Annotated in this window: 22 protein-coding genes and 1 pseudogene; 11 read left to right on the top strand and 12 right to left on the bottom strand. The window is 65.4% G+C overall.

The features are described from left to right. Positions 1 to 200 precede the first annotated feature (200 nt). On the bottom strand, positions 201 to 1019 hold the full coding sequence (locus tag ACTJI5_RS11905) for an SDR family NAD(P)-dependent oxidoreductase (protein ID WP_440860462.1): 819 nt from the start codon (positions 1017 to 1019) through the stop codon (positions 201 to 203). Between the two features lie 313 nt (positions 1020 to 1332). Between ACTJI5_RS11905 and ACTJI5_RS11900 the strand changes: the two genes are divergently transcribed. After that, positions 1333 to 1860 carry a CarD family transcriptional regulator gene (locus ACTJI5_RS11900; RefSeq protein ID WP_037511307.1) on the top strand — a complete coding sequence of 176 codons (528 nt, stop codon included), beginning with the start codon at positions 1333 to 1335 and terminating at the stop codon, positions 1858 to 1860. Positions 1861 to 2054: 194 nt separating this feature from the next. Here ACTJI5_RS11900 and truA read toward each other — a convergent pair whose 3' ends face one another. Both truA and fmt read right to left on the bottom strand, forming a co-directional pair. Next, positions 2055 to 2795 carry a tRNA pseudouridine(38-40) synthase TruA gene (truA, locus tag ACTJI5_RS11895; protein WP_440860461.1) on the bottom strand — a complete coding sequence of 247 codons (741 nt, stop codon included), beginning with the start codon at positions 2793 to 2795 and terminating at the stop codon, positions 2055 to 2057. Positions 2796 to 3007: 212 nt separating this feature from the next. Further along, positions 3008 to 3912, bottom strand: a pseudogene (gene fmt / locus ACTJI5_RS11890) (methionyl-tRNA formyltransferase). A 35-nt stretch (positions 3913 to 3947) separates the two neighbouring features. Here fmt and recR point away from each other — a divergent pair. Both recR and def read left to right on the top strand, forming a co-directional pair. After that, a complete protein-coding gene (recR, locus tag ACTJI5_RS11885) occupies positions 3948 to 4544 on the top strand; it encodes a recombination mediator RecR (protein WP_440860460.1) in 597 nt (198 codons plus the stop codon). Between the two features lie 32 nt (positions 4545 to 4576). Further along, a complete protein-coding gene (def, locus tag ACTJI5_RS11880; protein ID WP_440860459.1) occupies positions 4577 to 5110 on the top strand; it encodes a peptide deformylase in 534 nt (177 codons plus the stop codon). Positions 5111 to 5182: 72 nt separating this feature from the next. Here def and grpE read toward each other — a convergent pair whose 3' ends face one another. Both grpE and hrcA read right to left on the bottom strand, forming a co-directional pair. After that, on the bottom strand, positions 5183 to 5737 hold the full coding sequence (gene grpE / locus ACTJI5_RS11875) for a nucleotide exchange factor GrpE (protein ID WP_058536534.1): 555 nt from the start codon (positions 5735 to 5737) through the stop codon (positions 5183 to 5185). 5 nt (positions 5738 to 5742) lie between these two features. Then, the gene (hrcA, locus tag ACTJI5_RS11870; RefSeq protein ID WP_439514055.1) at positions 5743 to 6786 is read right to left on the bottom strand and encodes a heat-inducible transcriptional repressor HrcA; all 1044 of its coding nucleotides are present in this window, start codon (positions 6784 to 6786) and stop codon (positions 5743 to 5745) included. A 224-nt stretch (positions 6787 to 7010) separates the two neighbouring features. Between hrcA and ACTJI5_RS11865 the strand changes: the two genes are divergently transcribed. The 5 genes from ACTJI5_RS11865 (at position 7011) to ACTJI5_RS11845 (ending at position 11453) form a co-directional block, all read left to right on the top strand. Continuing rightward, a complete protein-coding gene (locus ACTJI5_RS11865) occupies positions 7011 to 7811 on the top strand; it encodes a dienelactone hydrolase family protein (protein WP_440860458.1) in 801 nt (266 codons plus the stop codon). A gap of 48 nt (positions 7812 to 7859) precedes the next feature. Next, positions 7860 to 8576, top strand: coding sequence for a ribonuclease PH (gene rph / locus ACTJI5_RS11860; RefSeq protein WP_440860457.1), 717 nt, complete (start codon positions 7860 to 7862; stop codon positions 8574 to 8576). 1 nt (position 8577) lies between these two features. After that, the gene (rdgB, locus tag ACTJI5_RS11855) at positions 8578 to 9201 is read left to right on the top strand and encodes an RdgB/HAM1 family non-canonical purine NTP pyrophosphatase (protein ID WP_440860456.1); all 624 of its coding nucleotides are present in this window, start codon (positions 8578 to 8580) and stop codon (positions 9199 to 9201) included. A 107-nt stretch (positions 9202 to 9308) separates the two neighbouring features. Further along, complete coding sequence (gene hemW, locus ACTJI5_RS11850) at positions 9309 to 10454, top strand: radical SAM family heme chaperone HemW (RefSeq protein ID WP_440860455.1); 1146 nt, start codon at positions 9309 to 9311, stop codon at positions 10452 to 10454. Positions 10455 to 10562: 108 nt separating this feature from the next. Beyond that, the gene (locus ACTJI5_RS11845) at positions 10563 to 11453 is read left to right on the top strand and encodes a tyrosine recombinase XerC (protein ID WP_440860454.1); all 891 of its coding nucleotides are present in this window, start codon (positions 10563 to 10565) and stop codon (positions 11451 to 11453) included. On the opposite strand, the gene ACTJI5_RS11840 is transcribed toward ACTJI5_RS11845, so the two are convergent. The 4 genes from ACTJI5_RS11840 to rsmI all read right to left on the bottom strand — a co-directional run bounded on the left by ACTJI5_RS11840 (position 11450) and on the right by rsmI (position 14388). After that, entirely contained in the window at positions 11450 to 12055 is a 606-nt protein-coding gene (locus ACTJI5_RS11840; RefSeq protein WP_440860453.1) for a DedA family protein, read from the bottom strand. The two genes, ACTJI5_RS11845 and ACTJI5_RS11840, sit on opposite strands and share 4 nt — an antisense overlap. A 22-nt stretch (positions 12056 to 12077) precedes the next feature. Further along, the gene (gene gshB / locus ACTJI5_RS11835; protein WP_440860452.1) at positions 12078 to 13028 is read right to left on the bottom strand and encodes a glutathione synthase; all 951 of its coding nucleotides are present in this window, start codon (positions 13026 to 13028) and stop codon (positions 12078 to 12080) included. Positions 13029 to 13180: 152 nt separating this feature from the next. Further along, positions 13181 to 13531: a YraN family protein gene (locus tag ACTJI5_RS11830; RefSeq protein WP_058539078.1), complete on the bottom strand. Its 351-nt coding sequence runs from the start codon at positions 13529 to 13531 to the stop codon at positions 13181 to 13183. Beyond that, the gene (gene rsmI / locus ACTJI5_RS11825; RefSeq protein WP_440860451.1) at positions 13528 to 14388 is read right to left on the bottom strand and encodes a 16S rRNA (cytidine(1402)-2'-O)-methyltransferase; all 861 of its coding nucleotides are present in this window, start codon (positions 14386 to 14388) and stop codon (positions 13528 to 13530) included. Before rsmI ends, ACTJI5_RS11830 begins: the two co-directional genes overlap by 4 nt. 61 nt (positions 14389 to 14449) lie before the next feature. On the opposite strand from rsmI, the gene ACTJI5_RS11820 reads away from it, so the two are divergent. Both ACTJI5_RS11820 and infC read left to right on the top strand, forming a co-directional pair. After that, positions 14450 to 15586, top strand: a complete 1137-nt coding sequence (locus tag ACTJI5_RS11820) for a penicillin-binding protein activator (protein WP_440860528.1) — start codon at positions 14450 to 14452, stop codon at positions 15584 to 15586. Between the two features lie 172 nt (positions 15587 to 15758). After that, positions 15759 to 16295: a translation initiation factor IF-3 gene (gene infC / locus ACTJI5_RS11815; protein WP_037511353.1), complete on the top strand. Its 537-nt coding sequence runs from the start codon at positions 15759 to 15761 to the stop codon at positions 16293 to 16295. An 11-nt stretch (positions 16296 to 16306) separates the two neighbouring features. Here infC and ACTJI5_RS11810 read toward each other — a convergent pair whose 3' ends face one another. Further along, positions 16307 to 17005 carry an NRDE family protein gene (locus ACTJI5_RS11810; protein ID WP_440860450.1) on the bottom strand — a complete coding sequence of 233 codons (699 nt, stop codon included), beginning with the start codon at positions 17003 to 17005 and terminating at the stop codon, positions 16307 to 16309. A 133-nt stretch (positions 17006 to 17138) separates the two neighbouring features. On the opposite strand from ACTJI5_RS11810, the gene ACTJI5_RS11805 reads away from it, so the two are divergent. Further along, complete coding sequence (locus ACTJI5_RS11805; protein WP_058539109.1) at positions 17139 to 17576, top strand: hypothetical protein; 438 nt, start codon at positions 17139 to 17141, stop codon at positions 17574 to 17576. A gap of 120 nt (positions 17577 to 17696) precedes the next feature. Here the strand turns inward: ACTJI5_RS11805 and ACTJI5_RS11800 are convergent, their stop codons facing one another. Next, a complete protein-coding gene (locus ACTJI5_RS11800) occupies positions 17697 to 19205 on the bottom strand; it encodes a S10 family peptidase (protein WP_440860449.1) in 1509 nt (502 codons plus the stop codon). A gap of 98 nt (positions 19206 to 19303) precedes the next feature. Next, entirely contained in the window at positions 19304 to 21490 is a 2187-nt protein-coding gene (uvrB, locus tag ACTJI5_RS11795; protein WP_058539072.1) for an excinuclease ABC subunit UvrB, read from the bottom strand. Positions 21491 to 21520: the final 30 nt, after the last annotated feature.

Below are 21520 nucleotides of genomic sequence, written 5' to 3'. Positions count from 1 at the left end.
CCGGAGCGATCCGGCGGGGCTTTTTCATAGTGACGGCTTGGGGTGGGAAGTCGTCGTTGCTTCCTTACCCTTCGTCATCCCGGACTTGATCCGGGATCCCGCTTTTGTGATGCATCGGCAGGCTTCGACCTCAAGCGGGACCCCGGATCAAGTCCGGGGTGACGAGAGTGTAGGAGTCGGCGACCGTTCGTTGCAGCCGTTCAGGTCGTGTTCGTCGCTTTCATCTGCTGTGCATAGCCCGCCTGTACCATCGCGCTCATCCGGTCGAACAGCGCATCGGGGTCGCTGCGGCGGAGGCCGGCGATCATCGCTTCGGCGCCCTCGGCGACGACCAGTTCGCGCGTCCCGGCATCGACCGCCGCCAGCATCTGTGCCGCGGCGTCGTCGGGTGACAGGCCGTTATCGATCGCCGCGTCGCTTTCCCCGCGCGTGCTGCCGTCGGCGTTGAGCGCGTTGCGGCTGACGTTCGTCCGCACCGATCCCGGCGCGACGACGAGGACTTTCAGCCCCAGATGCTCATTTTCGGCGCGCACGCTGTCGTGATAGCCGATCAGGCCGTGCTTGGCGGCTGAGTAAGCGCTGCGCAGCGGCACCCCCGCGATCCCCGCGACGCTGGAGATCGCGATAATCTGGCCGCCGCCCGCGCCGACCATGCGCGGCAAGAGTTGCTGGGTCAGCGCGATCGGGGCGAGCAGGTCGACGCCGATGATTTGCTGATAAACCGCAAAATCGGTTTCGATCGCGAGGCTGCGCTGCGAGATGCCGGCGTTGTTGACGAGCCCGTCGATGCGGCCCTGCCAGCCCCATGCCTGCTCGGCGATGGCGGGGAGGGCGGCATAATCGGTCGCCTCGAACGGCAGGACCAGCGTCTCGGTGGCGCAATCGGCGGCGACGGCTTCCAACGCCGCGACGTTGCGGCCCGACAGAATCAGCTTTGCGCCGCGTGCCCCGAGCGCGCGAGCGAGCGCGGCGCCGATGCCCGAGGAGGCGCCCGTGATCCACCAAATTTGATCCTGCATACCGGCTCCCTATCTATGATTTCGTTTCAACCTGAAACGGGTCTGCGGAGCCGTCAAGGTGCCGACCGACGCATTTCCGCGCAGGGGTGGCAATTTTGTTGCGAATCTGTTATAATAAATATCAACACGCCGACACCCTGCCTCTTCCCGCCGCTCGGGCTGGGGCACATTCGGCGTTTCCGATGGAGCCATATCCCTTGTCACTCTGACTGGCTAGCGCCGCCCGAATGCTCATCCCCCTCAATACGGAGGGCCGGATGTCCCGGTGTTGTCGCAGTTTCCGGTCAGGGTCAAGGCACAGAAAGGAATTTGCATGTCCGTGAACACGCTCTTGTTCGAAGTCGGCGATTATGTTGTTTATCCCAAGCATGGCGTGGGGCGCGTCATCGAACTGCAGCGGTCGGAAATCGCCGGCATGCAGCTCGAACTTTATGTCCTGCGCTTCGAAAAGGAAAAAATGACGCTTCGCGTGCCGACGAACAAGGCCGAAGGCGTGGGCATGCGCAAGCTGTCGTCGGACAAGACGCTGAAGGAAGCGCTGCAGGTTCTGACCACCAAGCCGAAGGTCAAGCGCACCATGTGGTCGCGCCGTGCGCAGGAATATGAAGCGAAGATCAATTCGGGCGACCTCGTGTCGATCGCCGAAGTGACCCGCGACCTGTTCCGCGCCGACGACCAGCCCGAGCAGAGCTATTCGGAGCGCCAGATCTTCGAAGCGGCATCGAGCCGCCTCGCGCGCGAACTCGGCGCGATGGAAGAAAGCGACGAAAAGACGGCGCAGGCGAAGATCCTCCAGATCCTCAACGAGCATGCGCCGCTGTACTACGCCGAAAAGGTGTAATTGCGTCCACAGCGATGAAGGAACGGGCGGTCCGAAAGGGCCGCCCTTTTCGATTCAGGCGAGCCCTGTTTCTCGTCATGTCGGACTTGATCCGGCATCGCGCTTTCTTGCGTAGCAAAGCGACGTCAGCGGGACCCCGGATCAAGTCGAACGAGCCACGTGTCTCGTTCGAGGGTGACGAAGGGGGTTGTATTCTATGGATAGGTCGCGCTCACGAAATAGAGCCCGTCGGGGGGCGCATTCAGCCCCAGCGCGTTGCGGTCGGCGGCATCGAGCGCGGCCTTCAGGTGGCGCGCCGACCATTTGCCATAGCCGACGAGCGCGAGGCAGCCGACCATCGAGCGTACCTGATGATGCAGGAAACTGCGCGCCGCGGCCTCGATAATCAACTCGTCGCCGTGGCGGCTGACGGTCAGTTTATCGAGCGTCTTCACCGGGCTTTGCGACTGGCAATGCGCCGAGCGGAAGGTGGTGAAGTCGTGGAGGCCGATGAGTAGCTGCGCCGCGGCGTGCATCGCATCCGAATCGAGCGGCCTGGCGACCTGCCACGACAGACCCTTGTCCCACGTCAGCGGCGCGCGGCGGTTGACGATGCGATACTCGTACGACCGGCCGATGCAGGCGAAGCGCGCGTGCCAGTCGTCGGGGACGATCTCGCAGGCCACCACCGCGACCGGCGCGGGCCTCAGCTGCGCGTTGAGTGCCTCGGTCAGCTTGAACGGGGTCAGCGGTTTTTCGATGTCGACATGCGCGCGCATCGCGATGGCATGGACACCCGCGTCGGTGCGTCCGGCGCTGAATACCTGCACGGTCTCGGCGGTGAAGCGGTGGATTGCTTCCTCGATCGCCTGCTGGACGCTCGGGCCGTGCGCTTGCCGCTGCCAGCCCATGAACGGGCGGCCGTCAAATTCGATCGTGAGGGCGAAACGGGTCATGGGTGCCCCTTAGCGTCGCGATACAAAATTGTCGAAGCGGGTAATTACCCCCTCTCCCGTCGGGAGAGGGTTGCGCAGCCTTGGCGGCTTTGCCGCCTAGGCGAAGCTGGGTGAGGGGTTTTGCCCTCGCGATGGCGCACAACCCCTCACCCGCTGCGACTAGCGAACAAGTTCGCAAGTCTCGCTGCCCTCTCCCGGTGGGAGAGGGAGATTCAGGCGAGCCGTGTGCCCTTGGCTATCGCGCGCCCGCGCAGCAATTCGCCGGCATCCATCGCCGGCTTGCCCGCACGCTGCACCCGCGTCGCGTGGATCGCGCCGGGGTTGCATGCGATGGTCAGCGCATCGTCGAGCGTGACGCCGGGCGCCGCCCCCGCGACCGTTTCCGCCGGATGGACAACCTCGGCCGCCAGGATCTTGTACCGCTCGCCGTCCAGCTCGAAGAAAGCCCCCGGCATCGGATTGAACGCGCGCACCTGCCGTTCGACCTGCACCGCGCTGGTCAGGAAATCGAGCCGCGCCTCGCTCTTGTCGATCTTGGCGGCGTAGGTAACGCCGTCGTCGGGCTGCGCTTCGCATGCGAAGGCGTGGAGGTCGCTCAGAACCTTGACCATCAGCCCGGCGCCGATCGCCGCCAGCTCGTCGGTCAATTCGCCCGCGGTCTTGCCATCGACCGGGGTCCGGCCGATCAGCCGCATCGCGCCGGTGTCGAGCCCGACATCCATCTGCATGATCGTCACGCCGGTCTCGGCATCGCCCGACAGGATCGCGCGCTGCACCGGCGCGGCAGGATCGAGCCATGGACGTTGAGGCAGCCTTCGCGCGGCGCATCGAGGATCGCCTGCGGCAGGATCAGGCCATACGCCGCGACCACCGCGACATCGAGGTCGAGCGCCGCAAATTCGGCCTGCGCTTCCTCATTCTTCAGGCTCTTCGGTGTGCGGACGGGCAGGCCATGTGCCTCGGCCCAGACATGTACCGCGCTCTGCTGCACCTTCTTGCCGCGCTGCGCCGGGCGCGGCGGCTGCGTATAGACGGCCACGACCTCATGCCCCGCGGCATGAAGCGCGGCGAGCGCCGGCACCGCGAAGGGCGGCGTTCCCATAAAGGCGATGCGCATTGTCATTTCTTGCGCGCCGCTTAAGACCATCCGTCATGGCATCGCAAGAGATTGAAGCGCTCGTCCAGCAACTCGCCCGCCTGCCGGGCCTCGGCCCGCGTTCGGCGCGGCGTGCTGTTCTGCACCTGATGAAGAAGCGCGAGAGCGCGTTTGTGCCGCTGCTCGCGGCGCTGCAGACGGTGTCCGAACGGCTCATCACCTGCGGAATCTGCGGCAATGTCGACACGCACGATCCCTGCGCGATCTGCGCAGACCCGCGCCGCGATGCGCGGTCCTTGTGCGTCGTCGAGGAGGTGTCGGACCTGTGGGCACTCGACAAGTCGCGGCTGTTCCCCGGCAAATATCATGTGCTCGGCGGGCGATTGTCGGCGCTCGAGGGCATCCGCCCGCAAGATCTCGCGATCGACGCGCTGGTCGCGCGCGTCGCCGCGGGCGGCATCGACGAGGTCGTGCTCGCGATGAACGCGACGCTCGAGGGACAAACGACGGCGCATTATCTCGCCGAACGGCTTGAGGGTTATCCGGTGCGGTTGACCCAGCTTGCGCACGGTCTGCCTGTTGGCGGCGAGCTTGATTATCTCGACGAGGGGACGCTGGCGCAGGCGCTGCGGGCGCGGCGGCCGGTGGGTTGACGTCGGGCGTTCGAGTTCATACCTGAGCCCCCATGGCCTTACTTCCTATCATAGAGACCCCGGATCCCCGGCTGCGTATCATTTCGAAGCCCGTCGAGACCTTCGACGCCGAGCTGAAGACGCTGATCGCCGATATGTTCGAGACGATGTACGACGCCCCCGGCATCGGGCTGGCCGCGATTCAGGTCGGGGTGCCGAAGCGCATCCTCGTCATCGACCTGCAGGAACCCGATCCCGAGGACGAAGAGGGCCAAAGGCTCATCCGCGAGCCGCGCGTGTTCATCAATCCCGTCTTTTCGGACGAGAGCGAAGAGCATAGCGTCTATTCGGAAGGCTGCCTGTCGGTCCCCGAGCAATATGCCGATGTGACGCGCCCCGCCGAGGTTACCGTCGACTGGCAGGACGAGGACGGCAAGCATCATCAGGAACGGATGACCGGCCTGATGGCGACGTGCATCCAGCACGAGCATGACCATCTGGAAGGCATCCTCTTCATCGACCATCTGTCGCGGTTGAAGCGCGACATGGTGCTGAAGAAGCTCGCGAAGATGCGCAAGGCGGCGTGACCGGCCAATAACCGACAAAAAGAAACCCCGGCTTCCACCGGGGTTTCTTTTTGTCTGCGATATCGCGGCGGCTTACCCCGCCTTTGCGACGCCCACCATCGCGGGGCGCAGCAGGCGATCCTTCAGCATATAGCCCGCCTGCATTTCCTGCACGATCGTGCCCGGCGTCTTGTCGCTCGGGATTTCGAGCATCGCCTGATGCTGGTTGGGGTCGAGCGGCAGGCCGATCGCGGCGATGCGCGTGATGCCGTTGCGTTCGAAGACGCTGAGCAATTCGCGCTCGGTGGCTTCGAGGCCGGTAATCATCGGCTTCATCGCCTCGTCGGCGCGCTGTTCGTCGCTGAGCGCGGCGAGTGCGCGGCCGAGATTGTCGGCGACCGACAGGATGTCGCGCGCGAACTTGGTCGCGGCATACGCGTGCGCGTCGGCGATTTCCTTGTCCTTGCGGCGCGTGACATTCTGCGTCTCGGCGCGCGCATAAAGCAGATCCTGCTGGAGCGTCGCGACCTGTTCGGCGAGCTGCGCCAGCTCTTCATTTTCGCCTTGCGCGGGGTTTGCCGCTTCGGCGGTTTCAACTTCGGGGTTCGCGCCGTCGTCGACCGGCGTGTCGTTTTCAATGTTCGTCATAAGCCTTATCGTATCAGTCTGGAGAGCGATTGTGCGGTGAAATCCACCATGGGAACGATGCGGGCATAGTTCAAGCGCGTGGGACCAATGACCCCGACCACGCCGACCACGCGCCCGTCCGATCCGCGATACGGCGCCGCTATCACGGACGAGCCCGAAAGCGAGAATAATTTATTTTCCGACCCGATGAAAATTCGCGTCGCGGCGCCCTCGCGCGCGCTGTCGAGCAGCTGCGCGATATCCTGCTTGGTTTCGAGCTCGTCGAGCAACTGGCGCACGCGGTCGAGGTCGCCGACCGCGCTCTCGTCGAGCAGATTCGCCTGGCCGCGCACGATCAGCACCGGGCGGTCGGCGCCGTCCGAGGACCAGATCGCGAGCCCGCGGCTGACGAGGTCCTGCGCCGCGCGGTCGATCGCGATGCGCTCGGCCTCGATCTCATGCCGCACGCGCGCCATCGCCTCTGTGAGCGTGAGCCCGCTGAGCATCGACGAGATATAATTGCCCGCCTCGACGAGCGCCGAGGGGTTGAGCCCCGGCGGAATGTCGATGACGCGATTCTCGACCGCGCCGTCGCCCGCGACGAGCACGACGAGCGACTGGTTCGCCGACAGCGGCACGAAGGCGAGCTGTTTGAGCACGCGCTCATGCTTGGGCACGAGCACGAGGCCCGCGCACGCCGACAGCCCCGACAGCGCCGAGGTCGCCTGTGCGAGCGCACTTTCGATCGGGCCAGCGTCGGACAGGCTTGCCTCGATCTGCGCGCGGTCCTCGGCGCTGGGTTCGGCGACCTGCATCATCCCGTCGACGAAGAGGCGCAGCCCCTGCTCGGTCGGCAGGCGCCCGGCGCTGGTGTGCGGGCTCGCGAGCAGGCCGAACTCCTCAAGGTCCTGCATCACGTTGCGGATCGACGCGGGCGAGAGGTTGAGCGCGGCGAGCTTCGACAGCGTGCGCGAGCCGACGGGCTGGCCGGTTTCGAGATAGGCGTCGACGACCAGCCGGAACACGTCGCGGGCGCGCGTGGTGAGTTCGGTGATCGGCGGGGTGGTCATAATGGGGATTTAGGGATGGGGAGGGGATGGGGCAAGCGCATGATCGTCCCTGCCGCGAAGCGGTGGGGAGGGGGACCGCGCCCGGAGGGCGTGGTGGAGGGGCGGCGACGTCGCTTCAAAGCCCCTCCGTCAGCGCTCCGCGCTGCCACCTCCCCATCGCTGCGCGACAGGGAGGATTGCCGTTGCGTGAGATCGTCACTAGCCTCCCCGTGGGAGAGAAAATCATGACGACACCGCCACTCGACCGCGACGACCCGCTCGACGATTTCGACCATCGCGACATCACGCTGCTCGGCCGCAGACATCGTGTCTACACGATGGGCAGCGGTCCCGCGGTGATCGTGATGACCGAAATGCCCGGAATCAGCCCGCATGTCGCGCGTTTTGCGCGCTGGGTCCGCGACGCGGGCTTCACCGTCTATATGCCGCATATTTTCGGCAAGGATGGCGCAGTGCCGACGTCGGGGCAGTTCCTTCTGACCATGGGACGCGCGTGTATCAGCCGTCAGTTCCGTGCCTTTCAGGCCAACGAAAGCTCGCCCGCGACGCAGTGGCTGCGCGCGCTCGCAGCGCAGGCGCATCAGGAATGCGGCGGCAAGGGCGTCGGTGCGATCGGCATGTGCTTCACCGGCAATTTCGCGCTGTCGATGATGCTTGAACCATCGGTGCTTGCGCCGGTGCTGTCGCAGCCGTCGCTGCCGCTGAACGATCCGGCGGGTCTGCACATTCACCCGGACGAATTGGCCGCCGTGAAAGCGCGGATGGACGCCGAGGACCTGACCGTGCTCGCCTATCGCTTCGAAGGCGACAAATATTGCAAGGCGGCGCGTTTCGCGGCGTATGAAGCCGCGCTTGGCGACCGGTTCGTCGGGCGCACGCTCTCCGACAGCGCCGCGAACCCCGATACGCGGTTCGACAATCCGCACAGCGTCGTCACGATCCATCTGATCGACGAGGCGGGGCAACCAACGGTGCAGGCGCGCGACGAAATCCTCGATTTTTTCAAGATGCGGTTGAGCGAATGAGGTCGGCGGCCTAAGGGCCACCGCAATCACCAATCGAAAGGAAATTTCATGCGCCCTTCCGGCCGCGCGCCCGACCAGATGCGTCCCATCGTCATCGAAACCGAATATACCATTCACGCCGAGGGCAGCGTCCTCGTCAGCTTCGGCAACACCAAGGTGCTGGTGACCGCCAGTGTCGACGAAAAGGTGCCGTCGTGGATGCGCGGCAAGGGCGCGGGTTGGGTGACGGCCGAATATGGCATGCTGCCCCGCGCGACGCACACGCGCGGCAGCCGTGAGGCGGCGAAGGGCAAGCAGTCGGGGCGGACGCAGGAAATCCAGCGGCTTATCGGGCGGTCTTTGCGCGCCGTCGTCGATATGAAGAAGCTCGGCGAGCGCCAGATCATCATCGACTGCGACGTCATCCAGGCCGACGGCGGGACGCGCACCGCGTCGATTTCGGGCGCGTGGGTCGCGCTGCGCCTCGCGGTCGACAAGCTGCTTGCGGCGAAGACGATCGCCGAGGATCCGATCGAGGACAAGGTCGGCGCGATCTCGTGCGGAATCTACAAGGGCACCCCGGTGCTCGACCTCGATTATGACGAGGATTCGGTCGCCGAGGCCGATGGCAATTTCGTGCTGACCGGCAAGGGCCAGATCGTCGAAGTGCAGGCAAGTGCCGAGGGTGCGACCTATGACGAGGAGGGCCTGCTCCGCCTGCTCCGCCTCGCGCGTATCGGCTGCGGCGAGATTTTCGCGGCGCAGGACAAGGCCACGGGCCGCTGAGATGACGCGCAGGCTCGCCCCCGGCAGACTGGTGATCGCCAGCCACAATGCGGGCAAGGTGCGCGAGATTCGCGCGCTGCTCGAACCGTTCGGGATCGAACCGGTGTCGGCGGGCGACCTCGGGCTTCCCGAGCCCGAGGAGACGGGGACCAGCTTTCGCGAGAATGCGCTGCTGAAGGCGCATGCGAGCGCGTCCGCGGCGGGACTTCCCGCGCTCGCCGACGACAGCGGGCTCGAGGTCGCGGCGCTCTCTGGCCGGCCCGGCGTCTACACCGCCGACTGGGCCGAGCGGCAATGGTTCGAGGGCAATCCGGGCCGCGACTGGTATATGGCGATGGGCAAGGTCGAAGGCCTGCTTGCCGAACAGGGGCCAGAGGTCGACCGCAGCGCGCGTTTCATCTGCACCCTCGCGCTCGCCTGGCCCGACGGCCATGCCGAAGTGTTCGAGGGCCGGGCCGACGGCAGCCTGACCTGGCCGCCGCGCGGGAAACTCGGTTTCGGTTATGATCCGGTCTTCGTTCCGGAAGGTAACACACTGACTTATGCCGAAATCGATCCGGCGGAAAAACATGCGATCAGCCACCGCGCCGATGCGTTTGCGAAGCTGGTGGCCGGAGTCTTCTGACCTTCCTTCGTCACCCCGGATCGGGTCTGGGGCCGCCATCGGCCTTGGGGAACGTCCGCGAGAGATTCCGGCTTTCGCCCGAATGACGAAAGGGAGTAGGGGGCCGCATGGCCGAACCGCTCGCCCTTTATGTCCATTGGCCGTTTTGCGTGTCGAAATGCCCCTATTGCGACTTCAACAGCCATGTGCGCGAGAGCGTCGATCAGGCGGTGTGGCGCGACGCGTTGCTCGCCGATCTGCGGCATGAGGCGGCGTTGCTGCCGGGGCGCACCATCGGGTCGATCTTCTTTGGCGGAGGGACGCCCAGCCTGATGCCGCCCGCCACGGTCGCGGCAGTGATCGCGGCGGCTGGCGATGCGTGGGGGCTCGCGGATGACGTCGAAATCTCGCTGGAGGCGAATCCCAATTCGGTCGAGGTCGCCAATTTCGCCGACCTTGCCGCGGCGGGGGTCAATCGCGTTTCGATAGGGGTTCAGAGCTTCGATTCGGAAGTGCTTGAATTTCTGGGCCGCGCGCACAGCGAGGATGAGGCGCGCCGCGCGATCGCGACGGCGCAGGAGCATTTCGCGCGCGTCAGCTTCGATCTGATCTATGCGCGGCCGGGCCAGTCGATGACGGCGTGGGAAAACGAACTGGCGGGCGCGCTCGCCTTCGGCACCGACCATCTTTCGCTCTACCAGCTCACCATCGAGCCCGGCACGCGCTTTGCGACGCTCGCGGCGAAGGGTGATCTCACCATCCCCGATGGCGATACCGCCGCCGACCTGTTCGACGCGACGCAGGCGATGACGCGCGCCGCAGGGCTGCCTCGCTATGAGGTGTCGAACCACGCGCGGGTAGGGCAGGAAAGCCGCCACAATCTCGCCTACTGGCGCTACGCCGATTATGCCGGCGTCGGCCCCGGGGCGCATGGCCGAAGGCTGGGCCAAGCGACCGAGCGGCACAAGAAGCCCGAGAATTTCGTCACGGCGGTCGAGCGCAACGGTCATGGGCTCAAGGTCGAAAGCGACCTCCCGGCGCACGAGCGCGCGACCGAGGCGATGCTGATGGGGCTGCGGCTGAACGAAGGCATCGATCTGGCGCGGATCGAGGCGCGCAGCGGGCTGTTGCGCGAGGCGTTCGTCGATGACGGCGCGGTGGCGCGGCTCGCGAAGCAGGGGCTGATGACGTACGATGGCGACCGGCTGATGGTCACCGACGACGGGATTCTCCTGCTGGACTCGATCCTTTCCGACGTGGTTCGGACCGGCTAGACTCTCGAAACCCGTTCGCATCGAGCGAAGTCGAGATGCCCCTCAGGCTCGCGCCACGCCGATGGGTGTCTCGACTTCGCTCGACACGAGCGGGGTATAGGAGTTGATTTGGCGCAGCATTTGATCCGCGACTGGGATGCCCATCTGGCGCATGAGAAGCGCCGGTCGGAGCATACGCGCCGCGCCTATATCGCGACCGCCGAGCGCTTTTGCGGCTTCCTGTCGCGGCACCGCGGCGGCGGGGTTGACGCACGGATGCTGAAATCCCTGACCCCGAACGACCTCCGTGCTTATTTGGCCGACCGCCGCGCCGAGGGGCTGGGCAATGCATCGGCGGCGCGCGAGCTTTCGGCGCTGCGCGGCTTTCTGCGCTTTGTCGGCGGATCGGGCGCGAGCGTGCCGCAGATGCGGGGGCCGCGCGTCAAGAAGGGGCTGCCGCGGCCGGTCTCGCCCGCCGAGGCGTTACAACTCGCGCAGGATGTCGAGGATAATGCGCGGGAGGGCTGGGTCGGTGCGCGCGATTTTGCGCTGCTGTTGCTGCTCTACGGCGCAGGGCTGCGCATCGGCGAAGCGCTGTCGCTGACAGGCGCGGTATTGCCGCTTGGCGAGACGCTGCGCGTGACGGGCAAACGCGGCAAGACACGGATCGTCCCGATCTTGCCCGCGGTCGCGAGCGCGGTGTCGCGCTACGTTGCGGCTTGCCCTTATCCGATCGCCAAAGAAACGCCGATCTTCCTTGGCGCGCGCGGCGGGCCGCTCCAGCCCGGCGTTGTTCGCGCGAGCGTGCGGTCGGCGCGGCGCGCATTGGGTCTTCCCGAACGCACGACGCCGCACGCGCTGCGCCACAGCTTCGCGACGCATCTGCTCGCGGGTGGCGCCGATTTGCGCAGCCTACAGGAATTGCTCGGTCATGCGAGCCTTGCCTCGACGCAGGTCTATACCGCGGTCGATGCCGCGCATTTGCTCGATATTTACCGGAATGCGCACCCCAGGGCTTAGTCGGCCTGCTTCGGCTTCCAGGTGATGACGCGGTAGATATAGACGGCGACGAGCGAGCCGATCGCGACCAGCGCGACGGGGCCCACGAAGGCGTCGAGGTTCGCGAACTTGCCGCCGAACCAGTTGCCCGCGCCCGCGAGCGCGGCGATCCAGATCGTCGAACCCGCGGCGGTCCAGGCCAGGAATTTCGCCTGGTTCATCTTCACCATGCCTGCGGGCAGCGACACCATCGTCCGCGCGACGGGCATGAAGCGCGCGACGAAAATGATCGCGGGGCCATATTTCAGGAAGAAATTGTGGAGCCGCTCGACCTCGGCCCAGTCGAGCGTCAGCCAGCGGCCGTGGCGGTCGATAAAGGGCTTGAGCCGTTCGTAGCCGATCCAGCGCCCGATCCCGTACCAGACCCAATTGCCCGCGGTCGTGCCCGCGACCGCGACCGCGACGAGCGTCCAGAAATCGAAATGGCCCTTGGCGACTGCGATGCCGCCTAGCCCCATGATCACTTCGGACGGGATCGGCGGAAACACGTTCTCGAGGAACATGAGGATGAAGATCCCCACATAGCCCCAGTTCTGGATCAGATTGAGAATGAAGTCGGTCATGAGGAGGGAACGCGCGGGCGCGTCAGCCGATCCGGCGGACGATCGCATCCCAGATCATTCCCGCCGTATCGCTGTTGTTGAAACGGTCGATCGCGACGATCCCGGTGGGCGAGGTGACGTTGATTTCGGTGAGCCATTCGCCGCCGATCACGTCGATGCCGACAAAGACGAGACCGCGTTCGCGGAGCTGCGGGCCGAGCACGTCGCAGATTTCCTGCTCGCGCGGGGTCAGTTCGGTCGCCTCGGCAAAACCGCCGACCGCGAGGTTTGAACGGAACTCGCCTTCGCCGGGCTTGCGGTTGATCGCGCCCGCGACCTCGCCGTCGACGAGCACGATGCGCTTGTCGCCTTTCGACACGCTCGGCAGGAATTGCTGGACCATGAAGGGTTCGGGCCACACCTGTCCGAACAGCTCGACGAGCGCGCCCAAATTGCTGCCGTCGGCGTCGATGCGGAACACCGCCTTGCCGCCATTGCCGTGGAGCGGCTTGATCACCACCGCGCCATGGCGCGCCTGGAAATCCTTCACCGCGTCGAGGCTGCGTGTCACCATCGTCGGCGGCATGAACTCGGGGAAGTCGAGCACAAACACCTTCTCGGGGGCGTTGCGGACCGAGACGGGGTCGTTCACGACGAGCGTCTCGTTCGCGATGCGTTCGAGCAGCCACGTGCCGGTGAGATAACCGAGGTCGAAGGGCGGGTCCTGCCGCATCAGCACGACATCGACGTCGCGGCCGAGGTCGAGCAGAACTTCGTCGCCGAACTTGTAATGCGCGCCGGCTTCGCGCTGCGCCTCGAGGATGCGGTGCGCTTTCGTCGTCAGCCGTCCGGCCTCCCATGTCAGGCCGCGTACATCGTAATGATAGAGCTCGTAGCCGCGTTCGAGCGCCTTCAGGATCAGCGCGAAACTGCTGTCGCCCCCGATGTTGATATTGTCCATCGGGTCCATTTGTACCGCGGCGCGCAGGGTCATCTTCTTCTCCTCAAGGCGTGCGCCATCAGACAGCACCCCCAACCTGAATCGTCATCCCGGCGCAGGCCGGGATCTCATCGTTGCAACAGAGCGCGCCGGCGAGATCCCGGCCTGCGCCGGGATGACGAGAATGGAGCGTTGTTGCCGCACCCCTAAGGCTGCCAGACGTGGACCAGATGGCGTGGCAGGCGCCTTGGCGCAAGGAGCATCACGTCGATCCTGATGTCGTCGCGCGGGCCGGCGAAGCGCGGGCGCAGCATTTCGGCGGCGGCGGCGACGCGGCGCAGGCGATAATGGTCGATCGCAAGGTCGAGGTCGGCGGCGCGGTCGCGCCATTTGACCTCGATGAAGGCGATCGTGCGGCCGCGCCGCGCGACAAGGTCGACCTCGCCGACGGGGACGCGCAGCCGTTCGCCGATGATGCGCCAGCCGTGAAGGCGCAGCCACCACGCCGCGCGGCGCTCGGCCTTGCGTCCGCGTGCTTCGGCGGCGGCGCGGTTCAAGCCTGCTCTTTCAGCGTGAGTGCGCGCGCATAGACGTCATGGCGGTCGAGCCCGAAGCGTTTGGCGACCGCCTTCGCCGCCTGCGCGACGGGCTTGTCGGCCATCGCTTCGCGCAGCGCCGCGTCGAGCGTATCGTCGTCGGCTTCTTCGGCCACGGCTTCGCCGGGCGGGCCGACGATGACGACGATCTCGCCCTTCGGCGGCGCATCGGCATAGCGCGCGGAAAGCTCGGTCAGCGTGCCGGTGACGCATTGCTCGAACATCTTGCTGATCTCGCGCGCGACCGCCGCCCCGCGGTCGCCGAGCCCTTCGGCCATCGCCGCCAGCGACGCCGACAGCCGCGGCCCGCTTTCATAGAACACCAGAGTCGCGCGCAGCCCCGCGAATTCGGCGAGCGTGTCGGCGCGCGCCTTCGCCTTGTTTGGCAGAAAGCCCGCGAACAGGAAGCGGTCGCTCGGCAGCCCCGACAGGGTGATCGCGGCAATTGCGGCGCACGGGCCGGGCAGGGTGGTGACGTGCCGCCCCGCCGCGCGCGCGTCGCGAACGAGCTTGTAGCCCGGGTCGGAAATCAGCGGGGTTCCCGCGTCCGACACCAAAACGACAATTTCGCTCTCCATACGCGCAACCAGCGCGGCGCGGGTGCGTTCGTCGCTATGATCATGATAGGGGGTCATCGGCACACGCAAACCCAGATGCGACAGCAATTTCGCGGTCACGCGCGTATCCTCTGCGGCGATCACGCCGGCGGAGGCGAGTGTCGTCGCCGCGCGCGCGCTGATGTCGCCAAGGTTGCCGATGGGCGTCGCGACGATATAGAGACCGGGCAAGGGAGAATCTGAGATGTTCGAATCTGGCATGACGCCGAAAATGGCAGAAACTGCCGACCAGCGCCAAAATAAAGCACCGGCCCGCCGCCAAATGTTGCGCGGGCTCGGCGTGATGGCGATGGCGGGTCTGCTCGCGGCGTGTCAGGTGGTGCCGAAGTCGAACGGCCCGGCGACCCCGCCGCCGCCCACCAACCCCGACGACAATGTTGGCCCCGGCCTGCCGACCGACACCGATCGCCACCGCGTCGCATTGCTCGTGCCGCAGACAGGGCCGAACGCCGACGTCGGCACCGCGATCGCCAATGCGACGACGCTCGCTTTGCTCGATTCGCGCACCGAACGCGTCCGCATCACCACCTATGATACCGCGCTCGGTGCGGCCGCGGCGGCGCGGCAGGCGGTCGCCGACGGCAACAAGCTGATCCTCGGCCCGCTGCTCAGCGAAGATGTCACCGTGGTGGCGCCGATCGCGCGCGCGGCGAAAGTGCCGGTGCTGAGCTTCTCGAACGACAGCAGCGTTGCGGGCAACGGCGTCTTCATCATGGGCTTCGTCCCCGGCCAGTCGGTCGAGCGCGTCGTCGCTTTCTCGCGGTCGAAGGGTCATCAGCGGTTCGGCGCGCTGGTGCCAAAGAATGTCTATGGCGACCGTTCGGCGGCGGCGTTCCGCGCCGCGGTGGCCGAAGCGGGCGGCACGCTCGTCGCGGTCGAAAGCTATGACCGCAGCGCGACCGCGCTGACGGGTGCGGCGCGGCGGATCGCCAACGCCGGCGCGATGGACGCGGTGCTGATCGCCGACAGCGGCGGCAACGCCATTCGCGCCGTGCCGGTGATCAAGACCACGGGGAACAAGCAGATCCTCGGCACCGAACTGTGGAACACCGACGCCGCACTCGGCAGCAGCGCGGTGATGCGCGGGTCGTGGTTCGCCAGCGTGTCGGACGGCCTCTACGGTCAGCTCGCGACCAAATATCGTACCCGCTTCGGCAAGACGCCGTACCGGCTTGCCAGCCTCGGCTATGATTCGGTGCTGCTGACGGTGCGCATCGCGCGCGACTGGAAACCGGGCACCAATTTTCCCGCGAACCGCCTACTCGCCGCCGACGGTTTCGGCGGCATCGACGGCATCTTCCGTTTCAGTAACAGGGGTATCGCCGAACGCGCGCTCGAGGTCAGCGAAATCGGCGCGGGCGGCTTCCGCGTCGTCGATCCCGCGCCGACCAAATGGTAGCCGCCGGCTGACAGTGGCAGACTGGCCACAGTCGGCCCGAAAAGCGTTATAAGGTGAGCGCGGCGGCCTTTACGACGGCGCTTTGATCACTATATGACCACCACGCGTGTTTTTGCGTCGATGCTGCACGCCCTTTTTAAACGACCCAGGAGATACAGCTATACCACCGCCCATGACCCGTCGCCCAATGGCACCGATGCCGCCCAAAAACGGCCCGCGTTACAATGAATTTATCGCCTCCCCCAAAGTCCGCGTGATCGACGAGGAAGGCGAAAATCTGGGCGTGATGCTGACGGCCGAAGCGATTGAGCAGGCGGCTTCCGTCGGGCTGGACCTGGTTGAAGTATCCCCGAACGCCGATCCGCCGGTGTGCAAATTCCTCGACGTCGGCAAGTTCAAATATGAGGCGCAGAAGAAGGCGAACCTCGCACGCAAGAGCCAGAAGACGCAGGAAATCAAAGAGATCAAGATGCGTCCGAATATCGACGATCATGATTTCGACGTGAAGATGAAGAAGGTCTTCGATTTCCTCGGCGAAGGCGACAAGGTCAAGATGACCATGCGTTTCCGCGGCCGCGAAATGAGCCACACCCAGCTCGGCCTCAACGTGCTCCAGCGCGTCGCCGAACTGACGTCGGAAATCGCGAAGGTCGAGGCGCACCCGCGCACCGAAGGTCGCCAGATGCTGATGGTGATCGCGCCGAAATAAGCGCGACCGGCTCAGCCGATACGAAATTCGAGGGCGGTCGTTCCAGCGGGACGGCCGCCCTTTTCGTATCGCCGCTCGATCATCCTGACGTCGCCCTCCGCCGAAATCGCGACGAGCGTCGAGGCGCGCGTGCCATAGACGTCGCCGCGCAGGAACAGCGCGGGGTCGTCCTCGGCCATCAGCGCATCGAGCAGACTCTCGGGGTCGCCACTGGCCGCGACCGTCGCTTCGAGCGCAAGGCGCAGCCGCTCGGCGCGCGGGCAGGGCGCGTCGACGGGTTCGTTAGCGAGCGCATGGACGCCGGGCTCGAGCGGCATGATCAGCGGGACCGGCCGGTTGGTAAGCAGCCGCGTTTTGCCGTCGCCCACCGCGAAGAGGTTGAACGCGTTGAAGCGTGGCAGGTCCCCGGCCGCGGGGTCGGCGAAGCGCCCTTCGCCGCGCAGCATGTCCGACACCAGCGCGCCGCGCGATTCCTTGGCGGGATCGGGCATCGCCCCGCGGACATTGGTGACGACCACGGCGCCGCCGCTGGGGCGATGAACCCCGAGCCATGTGCCGCCGGCCTGCAGATCGCGGCCGGCGACGATGCCGCTGCCGTCGTCCCATTCGGCGAGCGGCGCGGCGGGGCGCGCGTGGAGCTCGTCGCGATTGCCGATGAGGATGAGGGGCCAGTCGGGATGGGCTTTGTGAGCAAGGGCGACGACGCACATGGGGTGCCTATCGCGATTTGACGGCGGCTTGCCAAGCGCCTTTGCCGGCGTCGCAGGATAAGCTGTTTCGCCGGTGTCGCGGGTGTGTTATATTGTTACTGCAGTGCGATCTTTCTGGAGGGGGAGACGAATGATGACCGAAGTGCGCAAAACGCCGTGGCACCTGTGGGTGGTCGGGGTGGTGTCGCTGATCTGGAACGCCTTCGGCGCGATGGATTATACGATGACCAAAATGGGCAACGCCGAATATCTCGCGGCCTTCACACCCGAACAGCAGGCCTATTTCGCCAGCTTTCCCGTCTGGGCGAACATCGGTTGGGCGCTCGGGGTATGGGGGGCGCTGCTCGGGTCGCTGCTGCTGCTCGTGCGCAGCCGCCACGCGGTGACGGCATTCCTCGTCTCGCTGATCGGGCTGGCGCTCAGCAGCGTCTATCAGTTTGGCATGCATTATGGCGACCTGATGCGGATGTTCGGCGCCTTCCCGATGATTTTCACCGCAGTGATCTGGGTGATCGCGATTGCGTTGTTTCTATATGCGCGGTCGCAAGCGGCAAGGGGCGTGCTGCGCTGAAGTATCCGCTGAGCGGACGTTCGTCATTCCCGTGAAGGCGGGAACCCAGTAGCAATGGTAGTTCGCTGGGTCCCCGCCTTCGCGGGGATGACGAAGTAAGAAATACTCGGGCTTTCCGTATCAGCGCCCCCGGATGAAGGCGCGGATATCGGCCGACAATTTGTGCCGGTCTTCGTCGCGAATATACATCATGTGGCCCGCGCCATAATAGGTGTAGCTGATGCGATCCTGCGGGATGCCGGTGCGCGACAGCGCATATTCGGCGGCGAAAAAGGGCGTCGCGAAATCATAATAGCCCTGTGCGACGAGCACTTTCAGCCCCGAATTTTCGCGTAGCGCCTGCCCGATATAGGGCGCGACATTCAGATAGCTATTGGTGTCGCGGTCGCCGATCCGCCAATCCCATTGCCCGCCGATGCGGCCGATCGACTGATATTCGCGGTCGGTCTTGAACCCCAGCCCGTCGCGGCTCCAGCTGTTGATCGCGGCGGTATAGCTCGCGTCGATGCCATAGAAGCTCGGGTCGTTGTCGGGGCCTTCGCCGGCGCTGTCATAATCCTTGCCGGTATAGCGGCTGTCGAGGCGGCCGACGGTGAGCCCGCGGTCGCGCAGCAGTTCCTTGTAGAACCGGTTGGGCGTGACGCGGAGGTCGGCGCTTTCGAGATAGGTTTCCGATAGCCCCGTAAAGCGCGACAGCTCGCGGCGCACCGCGGCGCGTTCCTCGCCCTGCAGCTTCTGGCCCTTGAGCAAGGCGGTCGCATAGGGGCCGATCGCCCATTGCCGCGCTTCCTCGGCAAAGGCTTCGGGCGACGCGGCGGTCGCCTTGCCATGATAGAGCGCGGTCACTGCCATCGAGGGCAGGTTGGTAATCGGCGACAGCTCGTTGCCCGGCGTGTCGGCGCCCGCCGCGAAATCGAGCACCGTCGAGATCAGGATGATGCCGTTGAGCGCGACATCATTGTACGTCTCGTTCATCAGCTGGTTCGCGACCGCCGCCGAGCGCGTCGTGCCATAGCTTTCGCCGCCGAGATATTTGGGGCTGTTCCAGCGGCCATTGTCGTTCAGCCAGCGGCGGATCACCTCGGCGACGAGCTTTGCGTCCTGCGTGACGCCGTAATAATCCTTGGGGTCGGCCTTGCCGATCAGGTGCGAAAAGCCCGTGCCCGGCGGATCGATGAAGACGACGTCGGTGACGTCGAGCAGCGCATCGGGATTGTCGACAATCGGGTAGGGCGGGGCGCCATCGTCGACGCCGGTGCCGGGGATCGCGACGCGCTTCGGCCCGAATGCGCCCATCATCAGCCAGACGGTGCCCGATCCGGGGCCGCCGTTGAACAGGAAGGTGATCGGCCGGCCCGGATCGCGCGGTTCCTTGACATAGGATGTGGTGACAACCGCCACCTCGGGCACGCCATCCTTGTTCTTGATGATCGTCTCGCCGATCGTCGCGGCATAGTTGATCCGCTGGCCGCCGAAGGTGCCCGATAGCTTGGTGGTGCGGACCTGCGGTTCATAGTCGGCGGGCTTTTCAGCCTTCGCCTTGTCGTCAGCGGGCTTGTCCTGTGCGTAAAGCGCGGCAGGCGTGATGGCGGCAAGCGCCAGGGCAATAAGCGACAGACCTGTTTTCATTGATGACTCTCCCCGGTTTCGGGGCGGACCCTAAGCAGCGGCCAGAGGCGGGGCAAGAGCGCTTGTCGGAAAACGTATACGTTTTGTCGAAGCGAAGACTATCGCCCCCACTTGGTCTTGCTCTGCTTCCCGAACCGCCCCTTGCGGGTGCCCGGCTTGCCCTCGTTCGACCGCCCGACGCGCGGCGCGACTTGTTGGTCGGCGGGTAGGCCGAGCTCGTCGGCCTCCAGCTTGCGGATTTCGTCGCGCAGGCGCCCGGCCTCTTCGAATTCCAGATCCGCCGCCGCATCGCGCATCTTCTTTTCGAGGTCCTGGATATACGCGCGCAGATTGTGCCCGACCATGTGCGTCGGCTTGTCCTCGCCGATGTCGATCGTCACCTGATCCTTCGACGCGACGTGGGCGATGATGTCGCCGATGTTGCGCTTGATCGTCGTCGGGGTGATGCCGTGCGCGACGTTATATTCGGTCTGCTTTTCGCGGCGGCGGTCGGTTTCGCGCATCGCGCGTTCCATGCTGCCGGTGATGCGGTCGGCGTAGAGGATGACGCGGCCGTCGACGTTGCGTGCGGCGCGGCCGATGGTCTGGACGAGGCTGGTCTCGCTGCGCAGGAAGCCTTCCTTGTCGGCGTCGAGGATCGCGACGAGCCCGCATTCGGGAATGTCGAGCCCCTCGCGGAGCAGGTTGATGCCGATGAGCACGTCGAACACCCCGAGTCTCAAATCACGGATGATCTCGATGCGCTCGAGCGTCTCGACGTCGGAGTGCATGTAGCGGACCTTGAGACCCGCTTCGTGGAGGAACTCGGTGAGGTCTTCGGCCATGCGCTTGGTCAGCGTCGTGACGAGCGTGCGATACCCCGCGGCGGCGGTCTTCTTCGCCTCGACGATCAGGTCGTCGACCTGCTCCTCGACCGGCTTGATCTCGACCGGCGGGTCGATCAGCCCGGTGGGGCGGATCACCTGTTCGGCGAACACGCCCTGCGTGCGGTCCATCTCCCACGTCCCCGGCGTCGCCGATACGCTGACCGTCTGCGGGCGCATCATGTCCCATTCGGCGAAGCGCAGCGGCCGGTTGTCGATACAGCTCGGCAGGCGGAAGCCATATTCGGCGAGGGTGATCTTGCGGCGGTGATCGCCCTTCGACATCGCGCCGATCTGCGGGATCGTCTGGTGGCTCTCGTCAACAAAGAGCAGCGCGTTGTCGGGAAGATATTCGAACAGGGTCGGCGGCGGTTCGCCGGGCAGGCGGCCGGTCAGGAAGCGGCTGTAATTTTCGATGCCCGCGCAGCTTCCCGTCGCGGCGATCATTTCGAGGTCGAAATTGGTGCGCTGTTCGAGCCGCTGGGCTTCGAGCAGCCGGCCCTCGGCTTCCAGCTCCTTCAGCCGCTCGGTCAGCTCATGCCGGATCGCCTCGCTCGCTTGCTTCAGGGTCGGGCCGGGGGTCACATAGTGGCTGTTGGCAAAGACGCGGACATAGTTGAGGGTCGCGATCTTCTTGCCCGTCAGCGGGTCGAACTCGGTGATCTCCTCGATCTCGTCGCCGAAGAAGCTGACGCGCCACGCCATATCCTCATAGTGCGACGGGAAGATTTCGAGAGAGTCCCCGCGCACGCGGAAATTGCCGCGCGCGAACGCCTGATCGTTGCGCTTGTACTGCAGCGCGACGAGCTTGCGGATGATTTCGCGATTGTCGGCGACCTGACCCTTTTTGAGGTCGAAGATCATCGCCGAATAGGTCTCGACCGATCCGATGCCATAGAGGCACGACACCGATGCGACGATGATCACGTCGTCGCGTTCGAGCAGCGCGCGCGTCGCCGAGTGGCGCATCCGGTCGATCGCCTCGTTTACGCTCGACTCTTTCTCGATGTAGGTGTCCGAGCGCGGCACATAGGCTTCGGGCTGGTAATAGTCGTAATAGCTGACGAAATATTCGACCGCATTGTTCGGGAAGAAGCTCTTGAACTCGCCATAGAGCTGCGCCGCGAGGATCTTGTTCGGCGCGAGGATCAGCGCGGGGCGCTGCAATTCGTCGATGACCTTCGCCATCGTGAAGGTCTTGCCCGATCCGGTGACCCCGAGCAGCACCTGGTCGCGCTCGCCGTCGAGTGCTGTCGACACGAGTTCCTTGATCGCGGTCGGCTGGTCGCCCGCGGGCTCATAGTCGCTAACCAGTTCAAATCGCTTGCCGCCTTCGACCTTGTCGGGGCGCGCCGGACGATGCGGGACATAGCCCTCCGCCGTGTCGATTTCATCGAGCGATGTACGAATCTGAATTGCCATTGCTGCCAATATGGTATCGATGGGGCGGGT

This window comes from Sphingopyxis sp. 22461, assembly GCF_052044915.1.
Classification (GTDB): domain Bacteria; phylum Pseudomonadota; class Alphaproteobacteria; order Sphingomonadales; family Sphingomonadaceae; genus Sphingopyxis.
Note: the sequence above shows the minus strand (reverse complement) of the source record. Positions and strands in the feature narration are given on the sequence as shown.